The organism is Mesorhizobium japonicum MAFF 303099 (assembly GCF_000009625.1).
In the GTDB taxonomy this organism is placed as follows: Bacteria; Pseudomonadota; Alphaproteobacteria; order Rhizobiales; family Rhizobiaceae; genus Mesorhizobium; species Mesorhizobium japonicum.
The window spans coordinates 3,166,771-3,185,942 of sequence record NC_002678.2 but is presented as its reverse complement, the minus strand read 5'-3'; the positions used below and the strand labels follow the sequence as shown (position 1 = coordinate 3,185,942).

At 63.1% G+C, this 19,172-nt stretch carries 18 protein-coding genes and 1 pseudogene; 14 read left to right on the top strand and 5 right to left on the bottom strand.

Annotation, left to right across the window (positions count from 1 at the left end; genetic code table 11):
- The first annotated feature begins 2 nt into the window (after positions 1-2).
- On the top strand, positions 3-314 hold the full coding sequence (locus tag MAFF_RS16645; protein WP_044548392.1) for a hypothetical protein: 312 nt from the start codon (positions 3-5) through the stop codon (positions 312-314).
- An 8-nt stretch (positions 315-322) separates the two neighbouring features.
- On the opposite strand, the gene MAFF_RS16640 is transcribed toward MAFF_RS16645, so the two are convergent.
- Positions 323-1,015 carry a GntR family transcriptional regulator gene (locus tag MAFF_RS16640; RefSeq protein WP_010912093.1) on the bottom strand — a complete coding sequence of 231 codons (693 nt, stop codon included), beginning with the start codon at positions 1,013-1,015 and terminating at the stop codon, positions 323-325.
- 69 nt (positions 1,016-1,084) lie between these two features.
- Between MAFF_RS16640 and MAFF_RS16635 the strand changes: the two genes are divergently transcribed.
- The 12 genes and pseudogenes from MAFF_RS16635 to MAFF_RS16580 all read left to right on the top strand — a co-directional run bounded on the left by MAFF_RS16635 (position 1,085) and on the right by MAFF_RS16580 (position 15,572).
- The gene (locus tag MAFF_RS16635) at positions 1,085-2,020 is read left to right on the top strand and encodes a dihydrodipicolinate synthase family protein (protein ID WP_010912092.1); all 936 of its coding nucleotides are present in this window, start codon (positions 1,085-1,087) and stop codon (positions 2,018-2,020) included.
- Between the two features lie 14 nt (positions 2,021-2,034).
- A complete protein-coding gene (locus MAFF_RS16630; protein ID WP_010912091.1) occupies positions 2,035-3,348 on the top strand; it encodes an NAD(P)/FAD-dependent oxidoreductase in 1,314 nt (437 codons plus the stop codon).
- An 18-nt stretch (positions 3,349-3,366) separates the two neighbouring features.
- Positions 3,367-4,368: a 4-hydroxyproline epimerase gene (locus tag MAFF_RS16625; protein WP_010912090.1), complete on the top strand. Its 1,002-nt coding sequence runs from the start codon at positions 3,367-3,369 to the stop codon at positions 4,366-4,368.
- A 336-nt stretch (positions 4,369-4,704) separates the two neighbouring features.
- Positions 4,705-5,607 (top strand): branched-chain amino acid ABC transporter permease, encoded by a 903-nt coding sequence (locus MAFF_RS16620; protein ID WP_010912089.1) that lies wholly within the window; start codon positions 4,705-4,707, stop codon positions 5,605-5,607.
- A gap of 4 nt (positions 5,608-5,611) precedes the next feature.
- On the top strand, positions 5,612-7,207 hold the full coding sequence (livM, locus tag MAFF_RS16615) for a high-affinity branched-chain amino acid ABC transporter permease LivM (RefSeq protein ID WP_010912088.1): 1,596 nt from the start codon (positions 5,612-5,614) through the stop codon (positions 7,205-7,207).
- Positions 7,207-8,292, top strand: a pseudogene (locus tag MAFF_RS16610) (ABC transporter ATP-binding protein); the annotation flags it as partial. The gene livM and the pseudogene MAFF_RS16610, both read left to right, overlap by 1 nt.
- A gap of 17 nt (positions 8,293-8,309) precedes the next feature.
- On the top strand, positions 8,310-9,038 hold the full coding sequence (locus MAFF_RS16605) for an ABC transporter ATP-binding protein (RefSeq protein ID WP_010912086.1): 729 nt from the start codon (positions 8,310-8,312) through the stop codon (positions 9,036-9,038).
- Positions 9,039-9,148: 110 nt separating this feature from the next.
- Positions 9,149-9,496 carry a DUF6867 family protein gene (locus MAFF_RS16600; protein ID WP_010912085.1) on the top strand — a complete coding sequence of 116 codons (348 nt, stop codon included), beginning with the start codon at positions 9,149-9,151 and terminating at the stop codon, positions 9,494-9,496.
- Between the two features lie 137 nt (positions 9,497-9,633).
- Positions 9,634-10,749 carry a branched-chain amino acid ABC transporter substrate-binding protein gene (locus MAFF_RS16595; protein ID WP_010912084.1) on the top strand — a complete coding sequence of 372 codons (1,116 nt, stop codon included), beginning with the start codon at positions 9,634-9,636 and terminating at the stop codon, positions 10,747-10,749.
- A 293-nt stretch (positions 10,750-11,042) separates the two neighbouring features.
- Positions 11,043-14,501: a pyruvate carboxylase gene (gene pyc / locus MAFF_RS16590; protein WP_010912083.1), complete on the top strand. Its 3,459-nt coding sequence runs from the start codon at positions 11,043-11,045 to the stop codon at positions 14,499-14,501.
- 150 nt (positions 14,502-14,651) lie between these two features.
- Positions 14,652-14,912, top strand: a complete 261-nt coding sequence (locus MAFF_RS16585) for a DUF2312 domain-containing protein (protein WP_010912082.1) — start codon at positions 14,652-14,654, stop codon at positions 14,910-14,912.
- A gap of 204 nt (positions 14,913-15,116) precedes the next feature.
- Positions 15,117-15,572, top strand: coding sequence for a hypothetical protein (locus MAFF_RS16580; protein WP_010912081.1), 456 nt, complete (start codon positions 15,117-15,119; stop codon positions 15,570-15,572).
- A gap of 29 nt (positions 15,573-15,601) precedes the next feature.
- Here MAFF_RS16580 and MAFF_RS16575 read toward each other — a convergent pair whose 3' ends face one another.
- Entirely contained in the window at positions 15,602-16,111 is a 510-nt protein-coding gene (locus MAFF_RS16575; RefSeq protein WP_010912080.1) for an arsenate reductase ArsC, read from the bottom strand.
- A gap of 139 nt (positions 16,112-16,250) precedes the next feature.
- Between MAFF_RS16575 and MAFF_RS16570 the strand changes: the two genes are divergently transcribed.
- A complete protein-coding gene (locus MAFF_RS16570; RefSeq protein WP_032933846.1) occupies positions 16,251-16,592 on the top strand; it encodes a hypothetical protein in 342 nt (113 codons plus the stop codon).
- Positions 16,593-16,660: 68 nt separating this feature from the next.
- On the opposite strand, the gene msrB is transcribed toward MAFF_RS16570, so the two are convergent.
- The 3 genes from msrB to MAFF_RS16555 all read right to left on the bottom strand — a co-directional run bounded on the left by msrB (position 16,661) and on the right by MAFF_RS16555 (position 19,172).
- Positions 16,661-17,065, bottom strand: a complete 405-nt coding sequence (msrB, locus tag MAFF_RS16565) for a peptide-methionine (R)-S-oxide reductase MsrB (protein WP_010912078.1) — start codon at positions 17,063-17,065, stop codon at positions 16,661-16,663.
- Positions 17,066-17,165: 100 nt separating this feature from the next.
- Positions 17,166-17,963: a hypothetical protein gene (locus MAFF_RS16560; protein WP_010912077.1), complete on the bottom strand. Its 798-nt coding sequence runs from the start codon at positions 17,961-17,963 to the stop codon at positions 17,166-17,168.
- An 18-nt stretch (positions 17,964-17,981) separates the two neighbouring features.
- The gene (locus MAFF_RS16555; protein WP_010912076.1) at positions 17,982-19,172 is read right to left on the bottom strand and encodes a vWA domain-containing protein; all 1,191 of its coding nucleotides are present in this window, start codon (positions 19,170-19,172) and stop codon (positions 17,982-17,984) included.

Genomic DNA, 19,172 nt, shown 5'->3' with positions numbered 1-19,172 from the left:
AAATGGCACACAGATTTTCGTTTCGATGGATCAAGATAGCCGCGATCGGCGCCGCGCTGGCGCTGTCGGCGCTATCGGCACAGGCGCAATTCATCTGCGGCGGCCACAGTGACCTTGTCACGGGACTGGCGCAGGCCTTTCAACAAAAGCAGATCGGTTACGGTGTGGTCGGGCAATCCGCCATTGTCGAGATCTATGTCTCGGCAAGCGGGACCTGGTCCATGCTGGTGACCGACGTGCAGGGCCGAAGCTGCATCTTCGCGACCGGTGAGGGATGGGAGGATACCGCCATCGCCACCAAGCAAGGAATCTGATCGCCCGATCAGCGCGTCGCGGCGACCTCGGCATGGCTGCGCAGCAGCGCCATCAGCCGCTTGGCATCCTTGGCGGCTGCCTCCTCGTCGCCGTCGAGGATCGAGCGGATCAGCGCGACATGATGCTCGGCTGATTCGGCCAGGCCCGTATCGGCCTTGTAGCGGAACCAGAAGCGGCGGCTGTGGGTTTGCAGGGGCGCGGCCAGCCGCGCGGCGAAGGGATTGTCGGCGGCCAGCGCCAGTGCCTCGTCGAGCGCCTTGTCGGCCTGGATGAAGGCAAGCACATTGCCCGAGATGACCGCCTTCTGCATGGCCAGCGCCGCCTCGTGAAACAGGTCGGCGGCCTCGCGGGTGACGAAGCGGGCGGCCGAGCGGGCCAGCACCACCTCGACGCCGCGCCGGGCGTCGAGCACGCGCAGCCAGTCGCCGGGATGCAGCGGCGCGATCGCGATGCCGGCGCGCGGTCTGACGTCCAGCAGCCCTTCCCATGCCAGCCGCTGGATCGCCTCGCGCACTGGAGTGCGGCCGAGGTCCAGCTTTTCGATAAGCGCCCCCTCGGTGACAAAGCTCGAGGGCGCCAGTTCCAGCGTGACGATCATGTGCTCGAGCACGCGATAGGCCCTGGCCGCCACCGGCTCGGACGTCATGGTTGCTTCCATGGATATCAAAGGCGATCTCCTGATATATCCCGAATATATCATAACGGATTCTGCATTGACAGCGGGCTTCTTAACAGATATACGGCTGATATATCAGATGGAGACGCGACCATGTGGACCGGAGTTTTCCCCGCCGTTACGACCAAATTCACCGCCGACGACCGGCTCGACCATGCCGAAATGGAGCGCTGTTTCGGCCTGCAGATGGAGGCCGGCTGCGACGGCATCATCGTCTGCGGCTCGCTCGGCGAAGGGCCGATGCTGTCGCCTGACGAGAAGATCGAAGTGCTGAAGACCGCGCAGAAAGTCGCCGGCAAGAAGCCGGTGCTGCTGACCGTCAACGAAGCGGGCACCCGTGAGGCCGCCGCTATCGCCAGGCGCGCCGCCAGGGAGGGCGCCGATGGCCTGATGGTGGTGCCGAGCCCGATCTACCACACCAACGCGGAAGAGACGGTGGCTGCGCTGCGCGCGGTCGCCGAGGCCGGCGACCTGCCGGTGATGATCTACTCCAACCGGCTCGCCTATCGCGTCGACGTCACCGTCGACCAGATGGAGGAGCTGGCATCGGACAAGCGCTTCGTCGCCATCAAGGAATCCTCCGACGACATCAGGCGCTCGACCGAGATCATCAACCGGCTTGGCGATCGCTACGATCTGTTCACCGGTGTCGACAATCTCGCCTTCGAAGCGCTGTCGGTCGGCGCCATCGGCTGGGTGGCCGGCCTGGTCACCGCCTTCCCGCGCGAAACCGTTGCCATCTTCCAGCTGATGAAGCAGGGCCGCCGCGAGGAGGCGCTTGCCGTATACCGCTGGTTCCGGCCGCTGCTCGATCTCGACGTCTCGACCTATCTGGTACAGAACATCAAGCTTGCCGAAGTGCTGGCAATCGATACCAATGACCGCGTGCGCATGCCGCGCCAACCGTTGTCGGGCGAGCGCCGCAAGGCGGTCGAGAAGATCATACGGGATGCGCTGGCGGCGCGGCCGAAGCTGCCGTCGCTCCAGACGTCTCCTCTATCGGCGGACAGACAGGTGGCAGCCGAATAAGGGACAGCACCGACGTGCCAGGAAATTCCGAATCCCCGGAACAGGAGCAGCGCTCGGCCGCTGGGGCACCTTCTCCCCGTGAGCGGGGAGGAGGTGAGGACATCGCCATCATCGGCGGCGGCATCATCGGCATCTGTGCCGCGGCCTTCCTCGCCGAGGCGGGGCGCAGCGTGACAATCTTCGACCGCAGCGGCATCTGCGAGGAGACGAGTTCCGGCAATGCGGCGGCCTTCGCCTTCTCGGACGTGCTGCCGCTGGCGCACAAAGGCATGATCAAGAACCTGCCGAAATGGCTGGCCGATCCGCTCGGTCCGCTCAGCATTCCGCCCGCCTATCTGCCGCGGCTGCTGCCCTGGCTGATCCGCTTCTGGCGCGCCGGCGCGCCGGCGAAGTATGAAGCGAGCCTCATCGCCCAGGCCGGCATGATGAAACTCGCCGAAGCGGAATGGATGGACCTGCTCGATCGCTCCGGCACGCGGCCGATGCTGCGCGAGGATGGCTCGCTGGAGCTCTACGAGAGCGAAGCCGAGTTCCGCGCCTCGCTGTCGGGCTGGGCCGCGCGCGAGCGTTTCGGCATCGGCTTTCGCCACGTCGAGGGCGAAGGCCTGGTGGGTTTGCAGCCGGGCCTCTCCCCGCGCTTCATCAAGGGCACCTTCGTGCCGGGCTGGAAGACGGTCGCCGATCCAAAACTGCTCGGCAAGGCGGTGTGGGCTTATGCCCGGGCCAAGGGCGCCCGCTTTGAAATGGCCCGCATCGACCAGATCGCGGCGGACCAGGATGGCGCGACGCTGATGCTGGCCGACAGCACGACCAGGCAGGCGAGGCAGCTCGTCATCGCTGCCGGCGCCTGGTCGCATCTTCTGGCGCGACAGCTTGGCGACCGCATTCCGCTGGAGACCGAGCGCGGCTACAACACGACGCTGCCCAGGAGCGCCTTCGATGTGAAGCGGCAGCTGATCTTCTCAGGCCATGGCTTCGTCATCACGCCGCTCGACACGGGCCTGCGCGTCGGCGGCGCCGTCGAGCTCGGCGGCATCGAGCGGCCGCCCAATTTTGCCAGGTCGAAGGCGCTGTTGCGGAAGGCGCAGCAATTCCTGCCCGGGCTCAATCCCTCGGGCGGGCGCGAATGGATGGGATTCCGGCCCTCGCTGCCGGATTCGGTGCCTGTCATCGGTAAGGCGTCGGGAAGCCGGCCGGTGGTCTATGCTTTCGGCCACGGCCATCTCGGCCTCACCCAGGCCGCGGCGACGGGACGGTTGATCCGGGAAATCATCATGGGGCAGGTTGCGTCTATTGATCTCGCCCCCTTCGGTCCACAACGGTTTTGAAATTTTTCGAGGAACGACATGGCCAAGAAATCCTTCTTCTGCATCGACGGCCACACATGCGGCAATCCGGTGCGGCTGGTCGCCGGCGGCGGCCCGCTGCTCGAGGGGTCGACGATGATGGAGCGGCGTGCGCATTTCCTGGCCGAGTATGACTGGATCCGCACCGGGCTGATGTTCGAGCCGCGCGGCCATGACGTGATGTCGGGTTCGATCCTCTATCCGCCGACGCGCGAGGATTGCGACATCGCCATCCTGTTCATCGAGACCTCCGGCTGCCTGCCGATGTGCGGCCACGGCACCATCGGCACGGTGACGATGGCCATCGAACACGGGCTGATCAAGCCGAAGACGCCGGGCGTGCTGAGGCTGGATACGCCGGCCGGGCTGGTCATCGCCGAATACAAACAGGTCGGCGAATATGTCGAGGAGGTGCGCATCACCAACGTGCCGTCTTTCCTCCACGCCGAGGGTCTGACGGTCGAATGCCCCGGGCTCGGCGAGATCACCGTCGATGTCGCCTATGGCGGAAATTTCTACGCCATCGTCGAGCCACAGGAGAACTATCGCGACATGGCCGACCATTCGGCTGGCGACCTCATCGCCTGGAGCCCGGTGGTGCGGCAGCGGCTCAACGAGAAGTATTCCTTCGTGCATCCGGAAAACCCCGGCATCAACAGGCTGTCGCACATGCTGTGGACCGGCAAGCCGACAGTGGAAGGGGCCGACGCCCGCAACGCCGTCTTCTACGGCGACAAGGCGATCGACCGCTCACCATGCGGCACAGGCACCTCGGCGCGCATGGCGCAGCTTCATGCCAAGGGCAAACTCAAGGCCGGCGACGCCTTCGTGCACGAATCGATCATCGGTTCGCTGTTCAAGGGCAAGGTCGAAAAGGAGGTCACTGTCGCGGGCAAACCGGCGATCATCCCTTCGATCGGCGGCTGGGCGCGCCTGACCGGACTGAACACGATCTTCATCGACGACCGCGATCCGTTCGCGCATGGTTTCGTAGTCACGTGACGAGAATCCTGACCCTACGGAAAGGAGTGTGGCGAAAAGACGAACCCTATCAGGAACGCAACGATTCCTCTTATCACCTAATTTTGACGGTGATTTCTTCGAAACGGGGCGCATGATACGGCCGAATCGTCAAAGACATTGCGTTATGCCAATGATAGGGTCCGCGATAGTCCAGGGGTCGGGTGCAGAAAACGGGCGGTCGGAACGACGTGAATCGGAAACACGCGGGGCGGTCAAAAAAATCACGTTGCAATCCGGGCTCGAAACTTTACGACTAGGGGAAATACGAAAAGGAATGCGTCTGCATGGGCGACATTCCAGGGGAGCCACGTACACATGCAGTATTTTGTCCAGCAGCTTATCAACGGGCTGACGCTGGGATCGATCTATGGGCTGATCGCAATCGGCTACACGATGGTCTACGGCATCATCGGCATGATCAACTTCGCCCATGGCGACATTTTCATGGTGGGCGCCTTCACGGCGCTGATCGTCTTCCTCATCCTCGGCGCGCTGTTCTATTCGGTGCCCGTGGTCATCGCGCTGCTGGTCATGATGATCGTGGCGATGCTGCTCACCAGCCTCTACAACTGGACGATCGAGAAGGTGGCCTACCGGCCGCTGCGCGGTTCGTTCCGGCTGGCGCCGCTGATCACCGCCATCGGCATGTCGATCGCGCTGTCGAACTTCGTCCAGGTGACGCAAGGTCCGCGCAACAAGCCGATCCCGCCGATGGTCAGCCAAGTCTACAACATCGACGGCGTCAGCGTGTCGCTGAAGCAGATCATCATCGTCATCGTCACCGCGCTGCTCCTGGTGGTGTTCTGGTACCTGGTCAACAGGACCTCCCTTGGCCGGGCGCAACGCGCCTGCGAACAGGACCGCAAGATGGCCGCGCTGCTCGGCGTCGACGTTGACCGCACCATCTCGATCACCTTCATCATGGGTGCCTCGCTTGCCGCTGTCGCCGGCACGCTGTTCCTGATGTATTATGGCGTGGTGGCTTTCTCCGACGGTTTTGTGCCGGGTGTGAAGGCATTCACCGCGGCGGTGCTTGGCGGCATCGGCTCGTTGCCAGGCGCCGTGCTGGGCGGGCTGCTGATCGGCTTCATCGAAAGCATGTGGTCGGCCTATTTCTCGATCGACTACAAGGACGTCGCGGCGTTCTCGATCCTGGCCATCGTGCTGATCTTCCTGCCTTCCGGCATATTGGGCCGGCCTGAAGTCGAAAAGGTCTGAGATCATGGCCGTGACCGTATCTCGTGAGAGCGACAGCGTCGCCACCCCCACCCAACGCGCGCTTAAGGAAGCGTTCTATGCCGGCGCCATCGCGCTTGGCCTGTTCGTGCTGTTCATCGGTCTGAAGACCGGTCAGAACATGTCCAATGAACTGGTCCTGACTCAGCGTTGGGGCCTGCTCGCCGCCGTGGTGATCGCCACGGCCGTCGGGCGTTTTCTCTATGTCGCCTATGGCCAGCCCTTCATGGCCAACCAAAAGATCGCCAACGTCGCCACCGGTCTGTTGCCGGCCAGCGTGGGGTCACGGTTCTTTACGCTGCCAGCCTTCATCGTGGCTGTCGTCGCGGCGGTGGTGCTGTTCGTGTTCAACAATTCTCTCGCCGGATGGGTGGGAGCAGAACCGGCCGGCTATCTGCAATTCCTGCGCGCCCTGGCGATCATCTATCTGCTGGCTTGCGTGATCTACTACTTCCGCGCCTTCATCCATGCCAACTTCACCAAATTGGGCATCACAGCGCTGGTGCTGTACCCGATCCTCGTGGTCGCGGTGCTGTCGCTGAACGCCTGGTCGATTGCAGGAGGGCTGCAGGGCTCGCTGAAATGGGTCGACAATTTCGGCATCCAGATCCTGATCTACGTGATGCTGGCCTGGGGGCTGAACATCGTCGTTGGCCTTGCCGGCCTGCTCGACCTCGGCTACGTCGCCTTTTATGCACTTGGTGCCTATGCCTATGCGCTTCTTGCCACGCATTACGGCCTGTCGTTCTGGATCCTGCTGCCGGCCGCGGGCTGCATGGCCGCTCTCTGGGGGGTGCTGCTCGGCTTCCCCGTGCTGCGCCTGCGCGGCGATTATCTGGCGATCGTGACGCTCGCCTTCGGTGAGATCATCCGCCTGGTACTCATCAACTGGCGCGAGGTCACCAACGGGTCGGCCGGTATCTCCGGCATTCCCAAGGTTTCCTTCTTCGGCCTGATGACCTTCAACGTGTCGGACCCCAACTACATTGCCAAGGTTCTGCATCTCGCGACCTCGAGCGCCTACTACAAGATCTTCCTCTACTATCTGATCCTGGGCCTGTGCCTGCTTACCGCCTTCGTCACCATCAGGCTGCGCCGTCTGCCGGTCGGCCGCGCCTGGGAAGCCTTGCGTGAGGACGAGATCGCCTGCCGCTCGCTCGGCATCAACACCACCACTACCAAGCTGACCGCCTTCGCCACCGGCGCCATGTTCGGTGGCTTCGCCGGCTCGTTCTTCGCCGCGCGGCAAGGCTTCGTCAGCCCGGAATCCTTCGTTTTCCTGGAATCGGCCATCATCCTTGCCATCGTCGTTCTCGGCGGCATGGGTTCACTGGTCGGCATCGCGGTTGCCGCGATGGTGATGATCGGCGGCACCGAGGCGCTGCGCGAACTCGACTTCCTCAAGCAGATCTTCGGGCCGGACTTCACCCCCGAACTCTACCGCATGCTTCTGTTCGGCATGGCCATGGTCATCGTCATGCTGTGGAAGCCGCGCGGCTTCGTCGGCAGTCGTGAACCGACCGCCTTCCTCAAGGAGCGAAGAGCTGTCTCAAGCTCCTTCACCAAGGAGGGTCACGGCTGATGAATGTGACCACGCAAATGAACGACGCCATCCTGCAGGTCGAACATCTGTCGATGAAGTTCGGCGGCCTGGTTGCCATCGGCGACCTGTCCTTCACCGCCAGACGCGGCGAGATCACTGCGCTGATCGGGCCTAACGGCGCCGGCAAGACCACCGTGTTCAACTGCATCACCGGCTTCTACAAGCCGTCCGAAGGCATGATCACGCTCAACCGGGCCGATGGTTCCAGCTACCTGCTGGAACGGCTGCCCAACCATGAGATCCCGGCGCGCGCCAAGGTCGCGCGCACCTTCCAGAACATTCGGCTGTTCTCGGGCATGACGCTGTTGGAGAACCTTCTGGTTGCCCAGCACAACAAGCTGATGAAGGCATCGGGCTATACGGTGCTTGGCCTGTTCGGCTTCAGCGGTTACCGCAAGGCCTCGGCCGAGTCGATGGAGCTGGCCAGGCATTGGCTGGAGAAGGCCGATCTCGTCGATCGCGCCGATGATCCGGCCGGCGATCTGCCCTATGGCGCGCAGCGGCGCCTCGAGATCGCGCGCGCCATGTGCACGGGACCGGAGCTTCTGTGTCTCGACGAGCCGGCGGCCGGCCTCAACCCGAAGGAATCGGCGGCGCTCAACGAGCTCTTGATGGACATCAAGAACAACACGGGCACCTCGATCCTGCTGATCGAGCACGACATGTCGGTGGTCATGCAGATTTCCGACCATGTCGTGGTGCTGGAATATGGCCGCAAGATCTCCGACGGCAATCCGCAGTCGGTGCGCACCGATCCGCGCGTCATCGCCGCCTATCTCGGCGTTGACGACGAGGAGGTCGAGACCGTGCTGACCGAGGTCGGCGACGAGGACGTCATCGAGCAGCTCGACATAGGGCCGGATGCCGCGCATGGGCCGGGAACATCGTCGTCATACCTGGCCGGACCTGTGACCGACACCGTCGGACACAGCGAGGGCGAGCGCGTCACGGTGTCGAAGGGCGCCTCCAAGGCGGCACAGGTCGATGCAAGGGCCAATTTGCCAAGAAAGCCTTCTGAGCGGGCCACGGCCAAGCCGACCGGAAAATCCTCGACAGCCAAGCCGCGTGGGGGGCGTAAATAATGGCCGGGACAACGCTGCTCGATATCAAGGGCGTGGAGACCTATTACGGCAACATCCGAGCGCTGAACGGCGTCGATGTCACCGTCAAGGAAGGTGAGATCGTGGCGCTGATCGGCGCCAACGGCGCCGGCAAGTCGACGCTGATGATGACCATTTTCGGGGCCCCACGCGCCCGCACCGGCACTATCACCTTCGCCGGCACCGACATCACCCAGTTGCCGACGCACGAGATCGCGCGCATGCGCATCGCCCAATCACCCGAAGGCCGGCGCATCTTCCCGCGCATGACGGTGATGGAAAACCTGCAAATGGGCGCCAGCCTCGACAACCTCAAGCACTATGACGAGGACGTCGAGAAGGTGTTCACGCTGTTCCCGCGGCTCAAGGAGCGCATCGCCCAGCGCGGCGGCACGCTGTCGGGCGGCGAGCAGCAGATGCTGTCGATCGGACGCGCGCTGATGGCGCGGCCGAAGCTGCTTCTGCTCGACGAGCCGTCGCTGGGCCTGGCGCCGCTGATCGTCAAGCAGATCTTCGACGCCATCCGCGAGTTGAATCGCACGCAAGGGCTGACCGTGTTCCTGGTCGAGCAGAACGCGTTCGGTGCGCTGAAGCTCGCCACGCGCGGTTACGTCATGGTCAACGGCAATGTGACGATGAGCGGCACCGGCAAGGAACTGCTCGCCAATCCGGAAGTGCGCGCCGCCTATCTCGAAGGTGGACATCACTGAGTTTGGGGCGGAATGTGCATCCGGCATCCCGCTCCAACTTGTTTGTTTGTCGCATGATCCTTATCCGAAAAGTCTGCAACTTTTCGGGATCGTGCTAGGGAGACTTCATCATGCAGGGCATTCTCTATGAGGAACCCTCGATCTGGCAGTTCTTCTTCGTCACCTGCCTGCTCGGCGGCTGGGCGGCCTGGATGACCGGCAAGGCCAGCGCCCAGACATGGCGTTCCTTCATCCAGCTTTTCGCCTATCTGCTGGGTCTCGGCATCGGCATCCGCTTCATCCATCACGCGCTGTTCGACGGCACGATGTTCTCGCTGCAGTACTATATCGTCGACACCATCGTGCTGATGATACTGGGCTTCGTCGGCTATCAATACACACGAACCAACCAGATGGTCACACAGTATAATTGGCTCTACGAAAGAGCTTCAATCTTGAGCTGGAAGCCGAAAGGTTGACGTTCATCATTAACGCCGCGTCAAGGATGAATCGGCGTGACAAGTGCCTGAAAATCGGCAAACTATGCTTTCTGCGATAAGGGTGGGCATCGCATGAAAGCTTCATCCACGCCCACTCCGTTAATGGGAGCGTTTAAATGAAAAAGACACTTTTGTCCGCCGTCGCCCTGACCGCGCTGGTCGCGTTCGGCGGCAACGCGTGGGCTGATGTAATATTCGGCGTTGCCGGTCCGATCACCGGTCCGAACGCGGCCTTCGGCGCACAGCTGCAGAAGGGCGCAGAGGCGGCGGTCGCCGAGATCAATGCCAAGGGCGGCATCAACGGCGAGCAGATCAAGCTCGAAGTCGGCGACGACGTCTCCGATCCGAAGCAAGGCATCTCGGTCGCCAACAAGTTCGTCGGCGACGGCGTCAAGTTCGTGATCGGCCACTTCAACTCGGGCGTCTCGATCCCGGCCTCGGAAGTCTACGCCGAAAACAACATCGTCGAAATCACCCCGGCCGCGACCAACCCGAAGTTCACCGAGCGCGGCCTGTGGAACGTGTTCCGCACCTGCGGACGCGACGATCAGCAGGGCAGCATCGCCGGCGCCTACATCGCCGCGAACTTCAAGGATGCCAAGGTCGCTGTCGTGCACGACAAGACCCCTTATGGCCAGGGCCTCGCCGATGAAACCAAGAAGGCGATGAACGCCGCCGGCGTCAAGGAAGTGATGTATGAAGGCGTCAATGTCGGCGACAAGGACTTCTCGGCGCTCATCGCCAAGATGAAGGAAGCCGGCGTCACCCTGATCTATTGGGGCGGCCTGCACACCGAAGCCGGCCTGATCATCCGTCAGTCGGCGGACCAGGGCCTCAAGGCACCGATGATGTCGGGTGACGGCATCGTGACGGACGAACTCGCCGCGATCGCGGGCGACGCTGTCGCCGGCACGCTCAACACGTTCGGACCCGATCCGCGCCTGATCCCGGCCAACAAGGAACTCGTCGAGAAGTTCCGTGCGCAGGGCTTCGAGCCGGAAGCCTATACGCTCTACGCCTATGCCGCCGTGCAGGTGGTCGCCGAGGCGGCTGCCGCCGCCAAGACGAACGACCCGCAGGCCGTTGCCAAGGCGATGCATGAAAGCGGCCCGTTCCCGAGCGTGCTGGGCGATCTCGCCTATGACGCCAAGGGCGACCCGAAGCTGCCGGGCTACATCATGTACGAGTGGAAGAAGAAGGACGACGGCAAGTATTCCTGGTTCCCGAAATAAGCTGCTCTGGCAGGTCTGAAATCCAAGATGCCCGGCGCAACGCGCCGGGCATTTTCTTTGGCGCATTCCGGTGGCCGATGAGCCTCTTTGTGGGCTCCTCCCAGCTTGGAGAGATCGCATCCAGGATCGAAATTGTCGCCATTGTTCCGTCCGTGGGGGCTAAGGCGTGCGAGTGTTGGCCGGATAATTGATTTAAATCGGTTTAAACCGGCGCTGATTTTGTTTGCACTGCAGCATTTTCACGCTAATCATTGCACCGATTTCCCGTTCCTTCCGCTGCTGGAGCCCAGTCCTTGGCCATCACGAAGATCCTCGTCGCCAACCGGTCAGAAATCGCCATCCGCGTCTTTCGCGCGGCCAATGAACTGGGCCTCAAAACCGTGGCGATCTGGGCCGAGGAAGACAAATATTCGCTGCACCGCTTCAAGGCCGACGAGAGCTACCAGGTCGGGCGCGGTCCGCATCTCACCAAGGATATGGGGCCGATCGAGAGCTATCTGTCGATCGAGGAGGTGATCCGCGTCGCCCGGCTCTCGGGCGCCGATGCCATCCACCCCGGCTACGGGCTTCTGTCCGAAAGCCCCGAATTCGCCGAAGCCTGCGCGCAAGCGGGCATCACCTTCATCGGGCCGAAGCCGGACACGATGCGCCGCCTCGGCAACAAGGTCGCGGCGCGCAATCTCGCCATCGAGGTCGGCGTGCCTGTCATTCCCGCCACCGATCCGTTGCCGGACGATATGGAGGCGGTCAAGAAACTGGCCAAGGAGATCGGCTATCCAGTGATGCTCAAGGCCTCCTGGGGCGGCGGTGGGCGCGGCATGCGCGCCATCCGCTCCGAGGCCGATCTCGCCCGTGAGGTCACGGAAGGCAAGCGCGAGGCGAAAGCCGCCTTCGGCAAGGACGAGGTCTATCTCGAAAAGCTGATCGAGCGCGCCCGCCACGTCGAGGTGCAGGTGCTTGGCGACACGCATGGCAATGCCGTGCACCTGTTCGAGCGCGACTGCTCGATCCAGCGCCGCAACCAGAAGGTCGTCGAGCGGGCGCCGGCGCCCTATCTCGAAATGTCGCAGCGCGAGGAGCTTTGCGGCTACGCGCTGAAGATCGCGCGCGAGACCAGCTATATCGGCGCCGGCACGGTCGAGTTCCTGCAGGATGCCGATACCGGAAAATTCTATTTCATCGAGGTCAACCCGCGCATCCAGGTCGAGCATACCGTCACCGAGCAGGTGACCGGCATCGATATCGTCAAGGCGCAGATCCACATCCTCGACGGCTTCGCCATCGGCACACCGCAATCGGGCGTGCCGGCGCAGAAGGATATCAGGCTGAACGGCCATGCCTTGCAGTGCCGCATCACCACCGAGGATCCCGAGCACAATTTCATCCCGGACTATGGCCGCATCACCGCCTATCGCGGCGCCACCGGCTTCGGCATCCGGCTGGATGGCGGCACCGCCTATTCTGGCGCGGTCATCACCCGCTTCTACGATCCGCTGCTGGAGAAGGTGACGGCGTGGGCGCCGACGCCGGCCGAGACCATTGCCCGCATGAACCGGGCGCTGCGCGAATTCCGCATTCGCGGCGTTGCCACCAACCTCACCTTCCTCGAAGCGATCATCAACCACCCGAGCTTCGCCGACAATTCCTACACGACCAAGTTCATCGACACGACGCCGGAGCTGTTCCAGCAGGTCAAGCGGCAGGACCGCGCGACCAAGCTGCTCAACTATCTGGCCGATGTCAGCGTCAACGGCCATCCCGAGACGCGCGGCCGGCCGACGCCGAAGGCCGATGCGGCCGCACCGGTCGTGCCCTATCTCAACGGCAATGTGCCGGGCGGCAGCAAGCAGAAGCTGGACGTGCTCGGTCCGGAAAAATTCGCCGGCTGGATGCGCGAACAAAGGCAAGTTCTGGTCACCGATACGACGATGCGCGACGGCCACCAGTCGCTGCTCGCGACGCGCATGCGCACGCACGACATTGCCAATATTGCCGGCACCTATGCGCGCGCCCTGCCGCAGCTTCTGTCGCTCGAATGCTGGGGCGGCGCGACCTTCGACGTCGCCATGCGCTTCCTTACCGAGGATCCTTGGGAGCGGCTGTCGCTGGTGCGCGAGGCGGCGCCCAACCTGTTGCTGCAGATGCTGCTGCGCGGCGCCAACGGCGTCGGTTACACCAATTATCCCGACAATGTCGTGCAGCATTTCGTCAAGCAGGCGGCGAGCGGCGGTATCGACCTGTTCCGCGTCTTCGACTGCCTGAACTGGGTCGAGAACATGCGCGTCGCCATGGACGCGGTCGGCGCCGAAGGCAAGCTGATCGAAGCGGCGATGTGCTACACCGGCGACATTCTCGATCCGGCGCGGGCCAAATACGATCTGAAATATTATGTCGGCCTGGCCAGCGAATTGCAGGCCGCCGGCGCCCACATCATCGCCGTCAAGGACATGGCCGGCCTGTTGAAGCCCGCCGCCGCCCGCGTGCTGTTCAAGGCGCTGCGCGAGGCGACCGACCTGCCGATCCATTTCCATACCCACGACACGTCTGGCCTGTCGGCGGCGACCGTGCTGGCGGCGGTTGAGAGCGGCGTCGACGCCATCGATGCGGCGATGGACGCCTTCTCCGGCAACACGTCGCAGCCTTGCCTGGGCTCGATCGTCGAGGCGCTGAAGGGCACCGAGCGCGACCCGGGCCTCGACCCGCAATGGATCCGCAAGATCTCGTTCTACTGGGAAGCGGTGCGCAACCAGTACGCCGCCTTCGAAAGCGACCTCAAAGGGCCGGCTTCGGAAGTCTACCTGCATGAAATGCCGGGCGGACAATTCACCAACCTCAAGGAGCAGGCGCGCTCGCTCGGGCTGGAAACGCGCTGGCATGAGGTGGCGCAGACCTATCACGACGTCAATCTGATGTTCGGCGACATCGTCAAGGTGACGCCGTCATCCAAGGTCGTCGGCGACATGGCCCTGATGATGGTCAGCCAGGACCTGACCGTCGCCGATGTCGAGAACCCGGCCAGGGATATTGCCTTCCCGGACTCGGTCGTCTCGATGCTGCGCGGCGATCTCGGCCAGTCGCCCGGCGGTTGGCCGGCGGCGCTGCAGAAGAAGGCGCTGAAAGGCGACGAGCCGATCACGGCACGGCCAGGCTCGCTGCTCAAGCCCGCCGATCTCAAGGCCAGCCGCAAGGAGATCGAGGAGAAGCTCGAGCGCAAGCTCTCGGAATACGAATTCGCCTCCTGGCTGATGTATCCGAAGGTGTTCACTGACTTCGCCGGCGCGCAGGAAACCTACGGCCCGGTCAGCGTCCTGCCGACGCCGACCTATTTCTACGGCATGAAATCGGAAGACGAGATCTTCATCGACATCGAGAAGGGTAAGACGCTGGTCGTGCGGTGCCTTGCCATCGGCGATGTGGACGACAAGGGCATGGTCACGGTGTTCTTCGAGCTCAACGGCCAGCCACGGCGCGTGAAGGTGCCGGACCGGGCGCATGGCGCCTCCGCCGCCAAGGCGCGCCGTAAGGCCGAGCCTGGCAACGAGGCGCATGTCGGCGCGCCGATGCCGGGCGTGGTTTCGGCGCTTTCGGTCGCCACGGGGCAAGCGGTGAAAGCCGGTGACGTGCTGCTGTCCATCGAGGCGATGAAGATGGAAACGGCGCTGCATGCCGAGCGTGACGGCACCGTCGCCGAGGTGCTGGTCAAGGCCGGCGACCAGATCGATGCCAAGGATCTGCTGATAGCCTTCGCTTGAGAGCCGGCAAAGAGAGGGCAGGCTGTCGGCAGCCCTCATGCCTTGTTCGATAACAGCTTGACCCGCCGCCGCCGGTCGGGCATCGAACCGGCTCAAATTTGCCGCCGTCTTTCGCCGAGTCGCGGCCCAGAACCAATTTTGGAGAAAAACATGGCCGACGATATCACCGAGACCAGCCAGACTGTTGCCGCCGGCCAGCTGCGTGCCCTCATCGAACGCATCGAGCGGCTCGAGGAAGAAAAGAAGACGATCGCCGACGACATCAAGGAAGTGTTCGCCGAGGCCAAGGGCACCGGTTTCGACACCAAGGCGATACGCACCATCATCCGCCTGCGCAAGAAGGACCAGGCCGAGCGCCAGGAAGAGGATGCCATCCTCGATCTGTACATGGCCGCGCTCGGCATGGTGTAAGAGACTGTCTGGAAATTCTACTCCGCCGGCCATCTGATGGCGTTTTCTGCGCTTCCCCGTTCTACTGCGGCAGCGCAGTAGAACTGAGCTCACGGACTCGAATGTCCGCTCCGCTCCGGTTCTCGAAACCACCACCATATGGCTCGCCGGAGCGAATTTCGAAACAGTCTCGGCCGAGTGTGATGCTGGAGAGAGCATCGAACCATGAGCGAATTCGACTTCGGCGGACGCCGCGCCTCGGAATTCCGCCATCGCGGCTTCTGGTCGCTGTTCGCCGAGCGGCATCCGGAAGAAAGGGCACGGCTGGTGCGGCGCGGGCCCTGGTTCTGGCAGCGCGGGCTGCCTGACTTCGCCCTGGTCATTTCCATGTATGTCGCGCCGGCGCAGAACCATGTCGGCGTCTTTTTTGGCCGCAACGAGAAGTTCGGCGCCACCCAAAGCTGGTCGCGGTTGAAGCCGTTCCAGCCGGCGATCGAAGGGAGGCTGAAGCTCAGGCCGGAACAAAGCTGCGAGGGCCTCGGCATCAATTCGATGTGGCGGGTCAACTGCTTTGCCGAGGACAATTGGCCCGCCATGACTGACTGGCTGGTGACGGAATGCTCGCGCGTCGAGCGCGCTGTTGTCGCGGTGCTCGGAAACGAATCCCTGCCTCAAGTCTGACCGCCTCGTCACAGAGGGCGGCCCCGGATTCAGTTCGGCAACGGCTCACCCCTGCCGATGTCGTCCAAATGTTGCTGCAGGGCCAGATGATCGAGTGATGCCATCGGCAGATTGGTGAACACCGCGATGCGATTGTTCAGCATGCGATAGGCGTCGGCGAAGGCGAGATGCCGTTCGGCCTCGGTGCCGCTGGCCTTGGCTGGATCCGGCACCGCCCAGAGTGCCGTCATCGGATGACCGGGCCAGACAGGGCAGCTCTCATTTGCGGTGTTGTCGCAAACGGTGAAGACGAAACTCATCCGCGGCGCGTCGGGCCTGGAGAACTCGTCCCAGCTTTTCGAGCGGGCAAAGGATGTGTCGTAGTTCAGGCTTTCCAGCAGTTGAAGCGCAAAAGGGTTGACGCTGCCTTTCGGTCGCGCACCGGCGGAATAGGCCTTGAAGCGGCCTGCCCCGACCCGGTTCAAGATAGCTTCGCCCATGATCGAACGGGCGGAATTGGCATTGCAAAGAAAGAGAACGTTGTAGACATGATCGCTCATTTCGAACGCCTCCATGTTTGCGCGGATGGCAGAATGCTATACGGATCACAGCTCCGTGATCATATATGGTTTGGCGGCGGATTTCTGCGCCGTCCGCGGTGCGTTTTTAGAACATGCTGAGGTGGCGAAGGCTCGATCGATGGACGATCTCGATGCGACGGGCGCGGCGCCTGGCCGGGCCAAACGCAACGGCGGCTTCTTCCGTGCGCGCTGGCTAGGTGAGGTGCCGATCGACCGGCTGTTCTGGCGCGACATGCTGCTGGTCGGGACGGGGATCAGCATTGCCTCGTCCGTGGTCGCTCTGATCCTGCTTGGGCTGAAGATGCCGCTCGGGCTCGTGCTGGCGGTGCATTTCGCACCGGTACCCTACAACATCTTCCTCACTATCGCGGTCTGGCGGACGGCTGAGCAATCGGGCGCCAAGGCCGCGCTGACGCTGCTGGGCTCGGCGCTCTGGCTCATCGCCACGGTTGTGGTCTGAGCGGGCGGAACGCAGCATGAAAAAGGGCGGCCGAAGCCGCCCTTTGCCGGAATTCTACGCGATGCCCGTCAGGCCGCCGGCTCGAAATTAAGCGCCACGCCGTTGATGCAATAGCGCAGGCCGGTTGGCGGCGGGCCGTCCTCGAAGACGTGGCCGAGATGGCTGCCGCAGCGTGAGCAATGGCACTCGGTGCGGACCATGCCGTAGCTGCGGTCGACAGTGGTCTCGATCGAGCCGGGCACCGGGTCGTTGAAGCTCGGCCAGCCGGTGCCGCTCTCGAACTTCAGCTTGGATTCGAACAGTGGCTGGTCGCAGCCGACGCAGGAAAATGTGCCGGCGCGCTTCTCGTAGAGCAAAGCGCAGCTGCCCGGCCGCTCGGTGCCGTGATTGCGCATGACCGCATACTGCTCCGGCGTCAGCCGGGCGCGCCATTCGGCATCGGTGCGGGTGACGGGGTAGGTGTGGGTGTCCATTTGATCTCCTCAGCCTTGGCGGCTCGTTCTTGGTTGCAGCCTCATATTCGCACCAACATAGGCATTTGTTACCGGATTTTCTCGCATTTTCGATCTGATATCATGCGATGGCGGCGAGATAACGAGCGACCGATGCGTTGAACGCCGCCTTTGCGCCGCCGATGATGTTCAGGTCCCACCATGCGCCGCGGATATCGTCGAAGTCGAATGGCTCCAATGCCGCCCCTATGCGGCGTACGGCTGCCGCGTTGAGCGGTATCTGGTTGGGATAGCTGTACATGAAGCTGACATAGCGGCGAGTCGGCGTCACCTGCACGGTGTCGCCGGTCAGCAGGGCGTTGCCGCCCTCGCGCTGCCAGTGCAGCACCTGGCTGCCGGCAAAGTGGCCGCCGCAGCGGACGAGCGTCAGCGATGGATTGAGGGCAAACGTCTCGCCTTGCCAGCTGACGATCGAGGGATGCGGCCGCATGATCCATTGGCGGTCGTCGGCGTGGAGATAGACCGGCACGCCGCCAAACGCCTCGCTCCAACAAGCCATCGCCGAGTAGAAATGGCAGTGCGAGATGGCGATGGCCGCCAGGCCGCCGCGCCGGTTTATCTCGGCCACCGCTTCGTCGCTCACCATCGAGACGTAGTCCCACAGCACATTGCCGTGCGGCGTCTGCACCAGTTGCGCCCGCTGGCCGATGGCGAAGCGCGGCTCGATGCCGAAGCCGAGCACGCCGGCATCATCCCGCATCAACAGCCGATGCCCGGCGGCGAGCTCCTGCGGCGTGATCCAGGCCTGGCCTTCCCAGCGGACGAACTGCCGTTGGTCCTCGCAGACCGGGCAGTGTTGCGGCGGCGTCTCCTTGGCCGCGAACTGAACCCCGCATTGCAGGCAGAGGAAGCAGGTCATGGTGGCTCCGGAAATTGCTCAGTGCTTTCTGGAAAGCTGCTTCGTCGCGGTTTCGAGTCCGGCCAGCGTCAGCGGGAACATGCGGCCGCCGAAGATGTCGCGGATCATGGCGATCGAATGGGTGTAACCCCAGTTCTTTTCGCTCTCGGGATTGAGCCATACCGCGTTCGGCCATTGCTGCAGCAGGCGGCCGAGCCAGACGGCGCCGGCCTCCGGGTTCCAGTGCTCGACCGAGCCGCCGGGGTGGGCGATCTCGTAAGGACTCATCGAGGCGTCGCCAACAAGGATCACCTTGTAGTCCGGTCCGTACTTATGGAGGAGATCGAAGGTCGGAATCACCTCCGCATAACGGCGGCGATTGTCCTTCCAGACACCCTCGTAGAGGCAATTGTGAAAGTAGAAATATTCGAGCTGGCGGAATTCGGCGCGGGCCGCCGAAAACAGCTCCTCGACGCTCCTGATATGGTCGTCCATCGAGCCGCCGACATCGAAGAACATCAAAAGCTTCACCGCGTTGCGGCGCTCGGGCCGCGTCTGCACGTCGAGATAGCCATGTTCGGCGGTGGCGTGGATGGTGCCGGGTAGGTCGAATTCTTCCTCGGCACCTTCGCGCACCCAGCGGCGCAGCCGTTTCAGCGCGATCTTGATGTTGCGGGTGCCGAGCTCGACGGCATCGTCGAAATTGCGGAACTCGCGCTTGTCCCAGACCTTCACCGCGCGGCGGTTACGGCTTTCGTGCTGGCCGATGCGCACGCCTTCGGGATTGTAGCCATAGGCGCCGAAGGGCGAGGTGCCGCCGGTGCCGACCCATTTCGAGCCGCCCTGGTGGCGGCCTTTTTGCTCCTCGAGCCTTTGCTTCAAGGACTCCATCAGCTTTTCGAAGCCACCGAGCGCCTCGACCAGCTTTTTCTCCTCGTCAGTCAGATGCTTTTCGGCAAGCCGGCGCAGCCATTCCTCGGGAATGTTGGCGACATCGACCGCATCCGGTCCGCCTAGCGCTTCAATGCCCTTGAAGACATGCGCGAACACCTGGTCGAAGCGGTCGATGTGGCGCTCGTCCTTCACCAAAGCGGCGCGGGCCAGGTAATAAAACCCCTCGACGTCATAGTCGACCAGCCCGGCTTCCAGCCCTTCCAGCAGCGACAGATATTCCCGGAGCGAAACGGGAACGCGCGCAGCCTTCAGTTCGAGGAAGAAGGGGATGAACAT

What these genes read in the sequence shown, in the direction of transcription:
- msrB (WP_010912078.1), bottom strand. Translation starts at nt 17,065, where the DNA reads ATGGACACCCACACCTACCCCGTCACCCGCACCGATGCCGAATGGCGC.
- MAFF_RS16585 (WP_010912082.1), top strand. Translation starts at nt 14,652, where the DNA reads ATGGCCGACGATATCACCGAGACCAGCCAGACTGTTGCCGCCGGCCAG.
- MAFF_RS16635 (WP_010912092.1), top strand. Translation starts at nt 1,085, where the DNA reads ATGTGGACCGGAGTTTTCCCCGCCGTTACGACCAAATTCACCGCCGAC.
- MAFF_RS16605 (WP_010912086.1), top strand. Translation starts at nt 8,310, where the DNA reads ATGGCCGGGACAACGCTGCTCGATATCAAGGGCGTGGAGACCTATTAC.
- MAFF_RS16600 (WP_010912085.1), top strand. Translation starts at nt 9,149, where the DNA reads ATGCAGGGCATTCTCTATGAGGAACCCTCGATCTGGCAGTTCTTCTTC.
- MAFF_RS16570 (WP_032933846.1), top strand. Translation starts at nt 16,251, where the DNA reads ATGGACGATCTCGATGCGACGGGCGCGGCGCCTGGCCGGGCCAAACGC.
- MAFF_RS16595 (WP_010912084.1), top strand. Translation starts at nt 9,634, where the DNA reads ATGAAAAAGACACTTTTGTCCGCCGTCGCCCTGACCGCGCTGGTCGCG.
- MAFF_RS16625 (WP_010912090.1), top strand. Translation starts at nt 3,367, where the DNA reads ATGGCCAAGAAATCCTTCTTCTGCATCGACGGCCACACATGCGGCAAT.
- MAFF_RS16555 (WP_010912076.1), bottom strand. Translation starts at nt 19,172, where the DNA reads ATGTTCATCCCCTTCTTCCTCGAACTGAAGGCTGCGCGCGTTCCCGTT.
- MAFF_RS16620 (WP_010912089.1), top strand. Translation starts at nt 4,705, where the DNA reads ATGCAGTATTTTGTCCAGCAGCTTATCAACGGGCTGACGCTGGGATCG.
- MAFF_RS16580 (WP_010912081.1), top strand. Translation starts at nt 15,117, where the DNA reads ATGAGCGAATTCGACTTCGGCGGACGCCGCGCCTCGGAATTCCGCCAT.
- MAFF_RS16575 (WP_010912080.1), bottom strand. Translation starts at nt 16,111, where the DNA reads ATGAGCGATCATGTCTACAACGTTCTCTTTCTTTGCAATGCCAATTCC.
- MAFF_RS16645 (WP_044548392.1), top strand. Translation starts at nt 3, where the DNA reads ATGGCACACAGATTTTCGTTTCGATGGATCAAGATAGCCGCGATCGGC.
- MAFF_RS16560 (WP_010912077.1), bottom strand. Translation starts at nt 17,963, where the DNA reads ATGACCTGCTTCCTCTGCCTGCAATGCGGGGTTCAGTTCGCGGCCAAG.
- MAFF_RS16640 (WP_010912093.1), bottom strand. Translation starts at nt 1,015, where the DNA reads ATGATATATTCGGGATATATCAGGAGATCGCCTTTGATATCCATGGAA.
- livM (WP_010912088.1), top strand. Translation starts at nt 5,612, where the DNA reads ATGGCCGTGACCGTATCTCGTGAGAGCGACAGCGTCGCCACCCCCACC.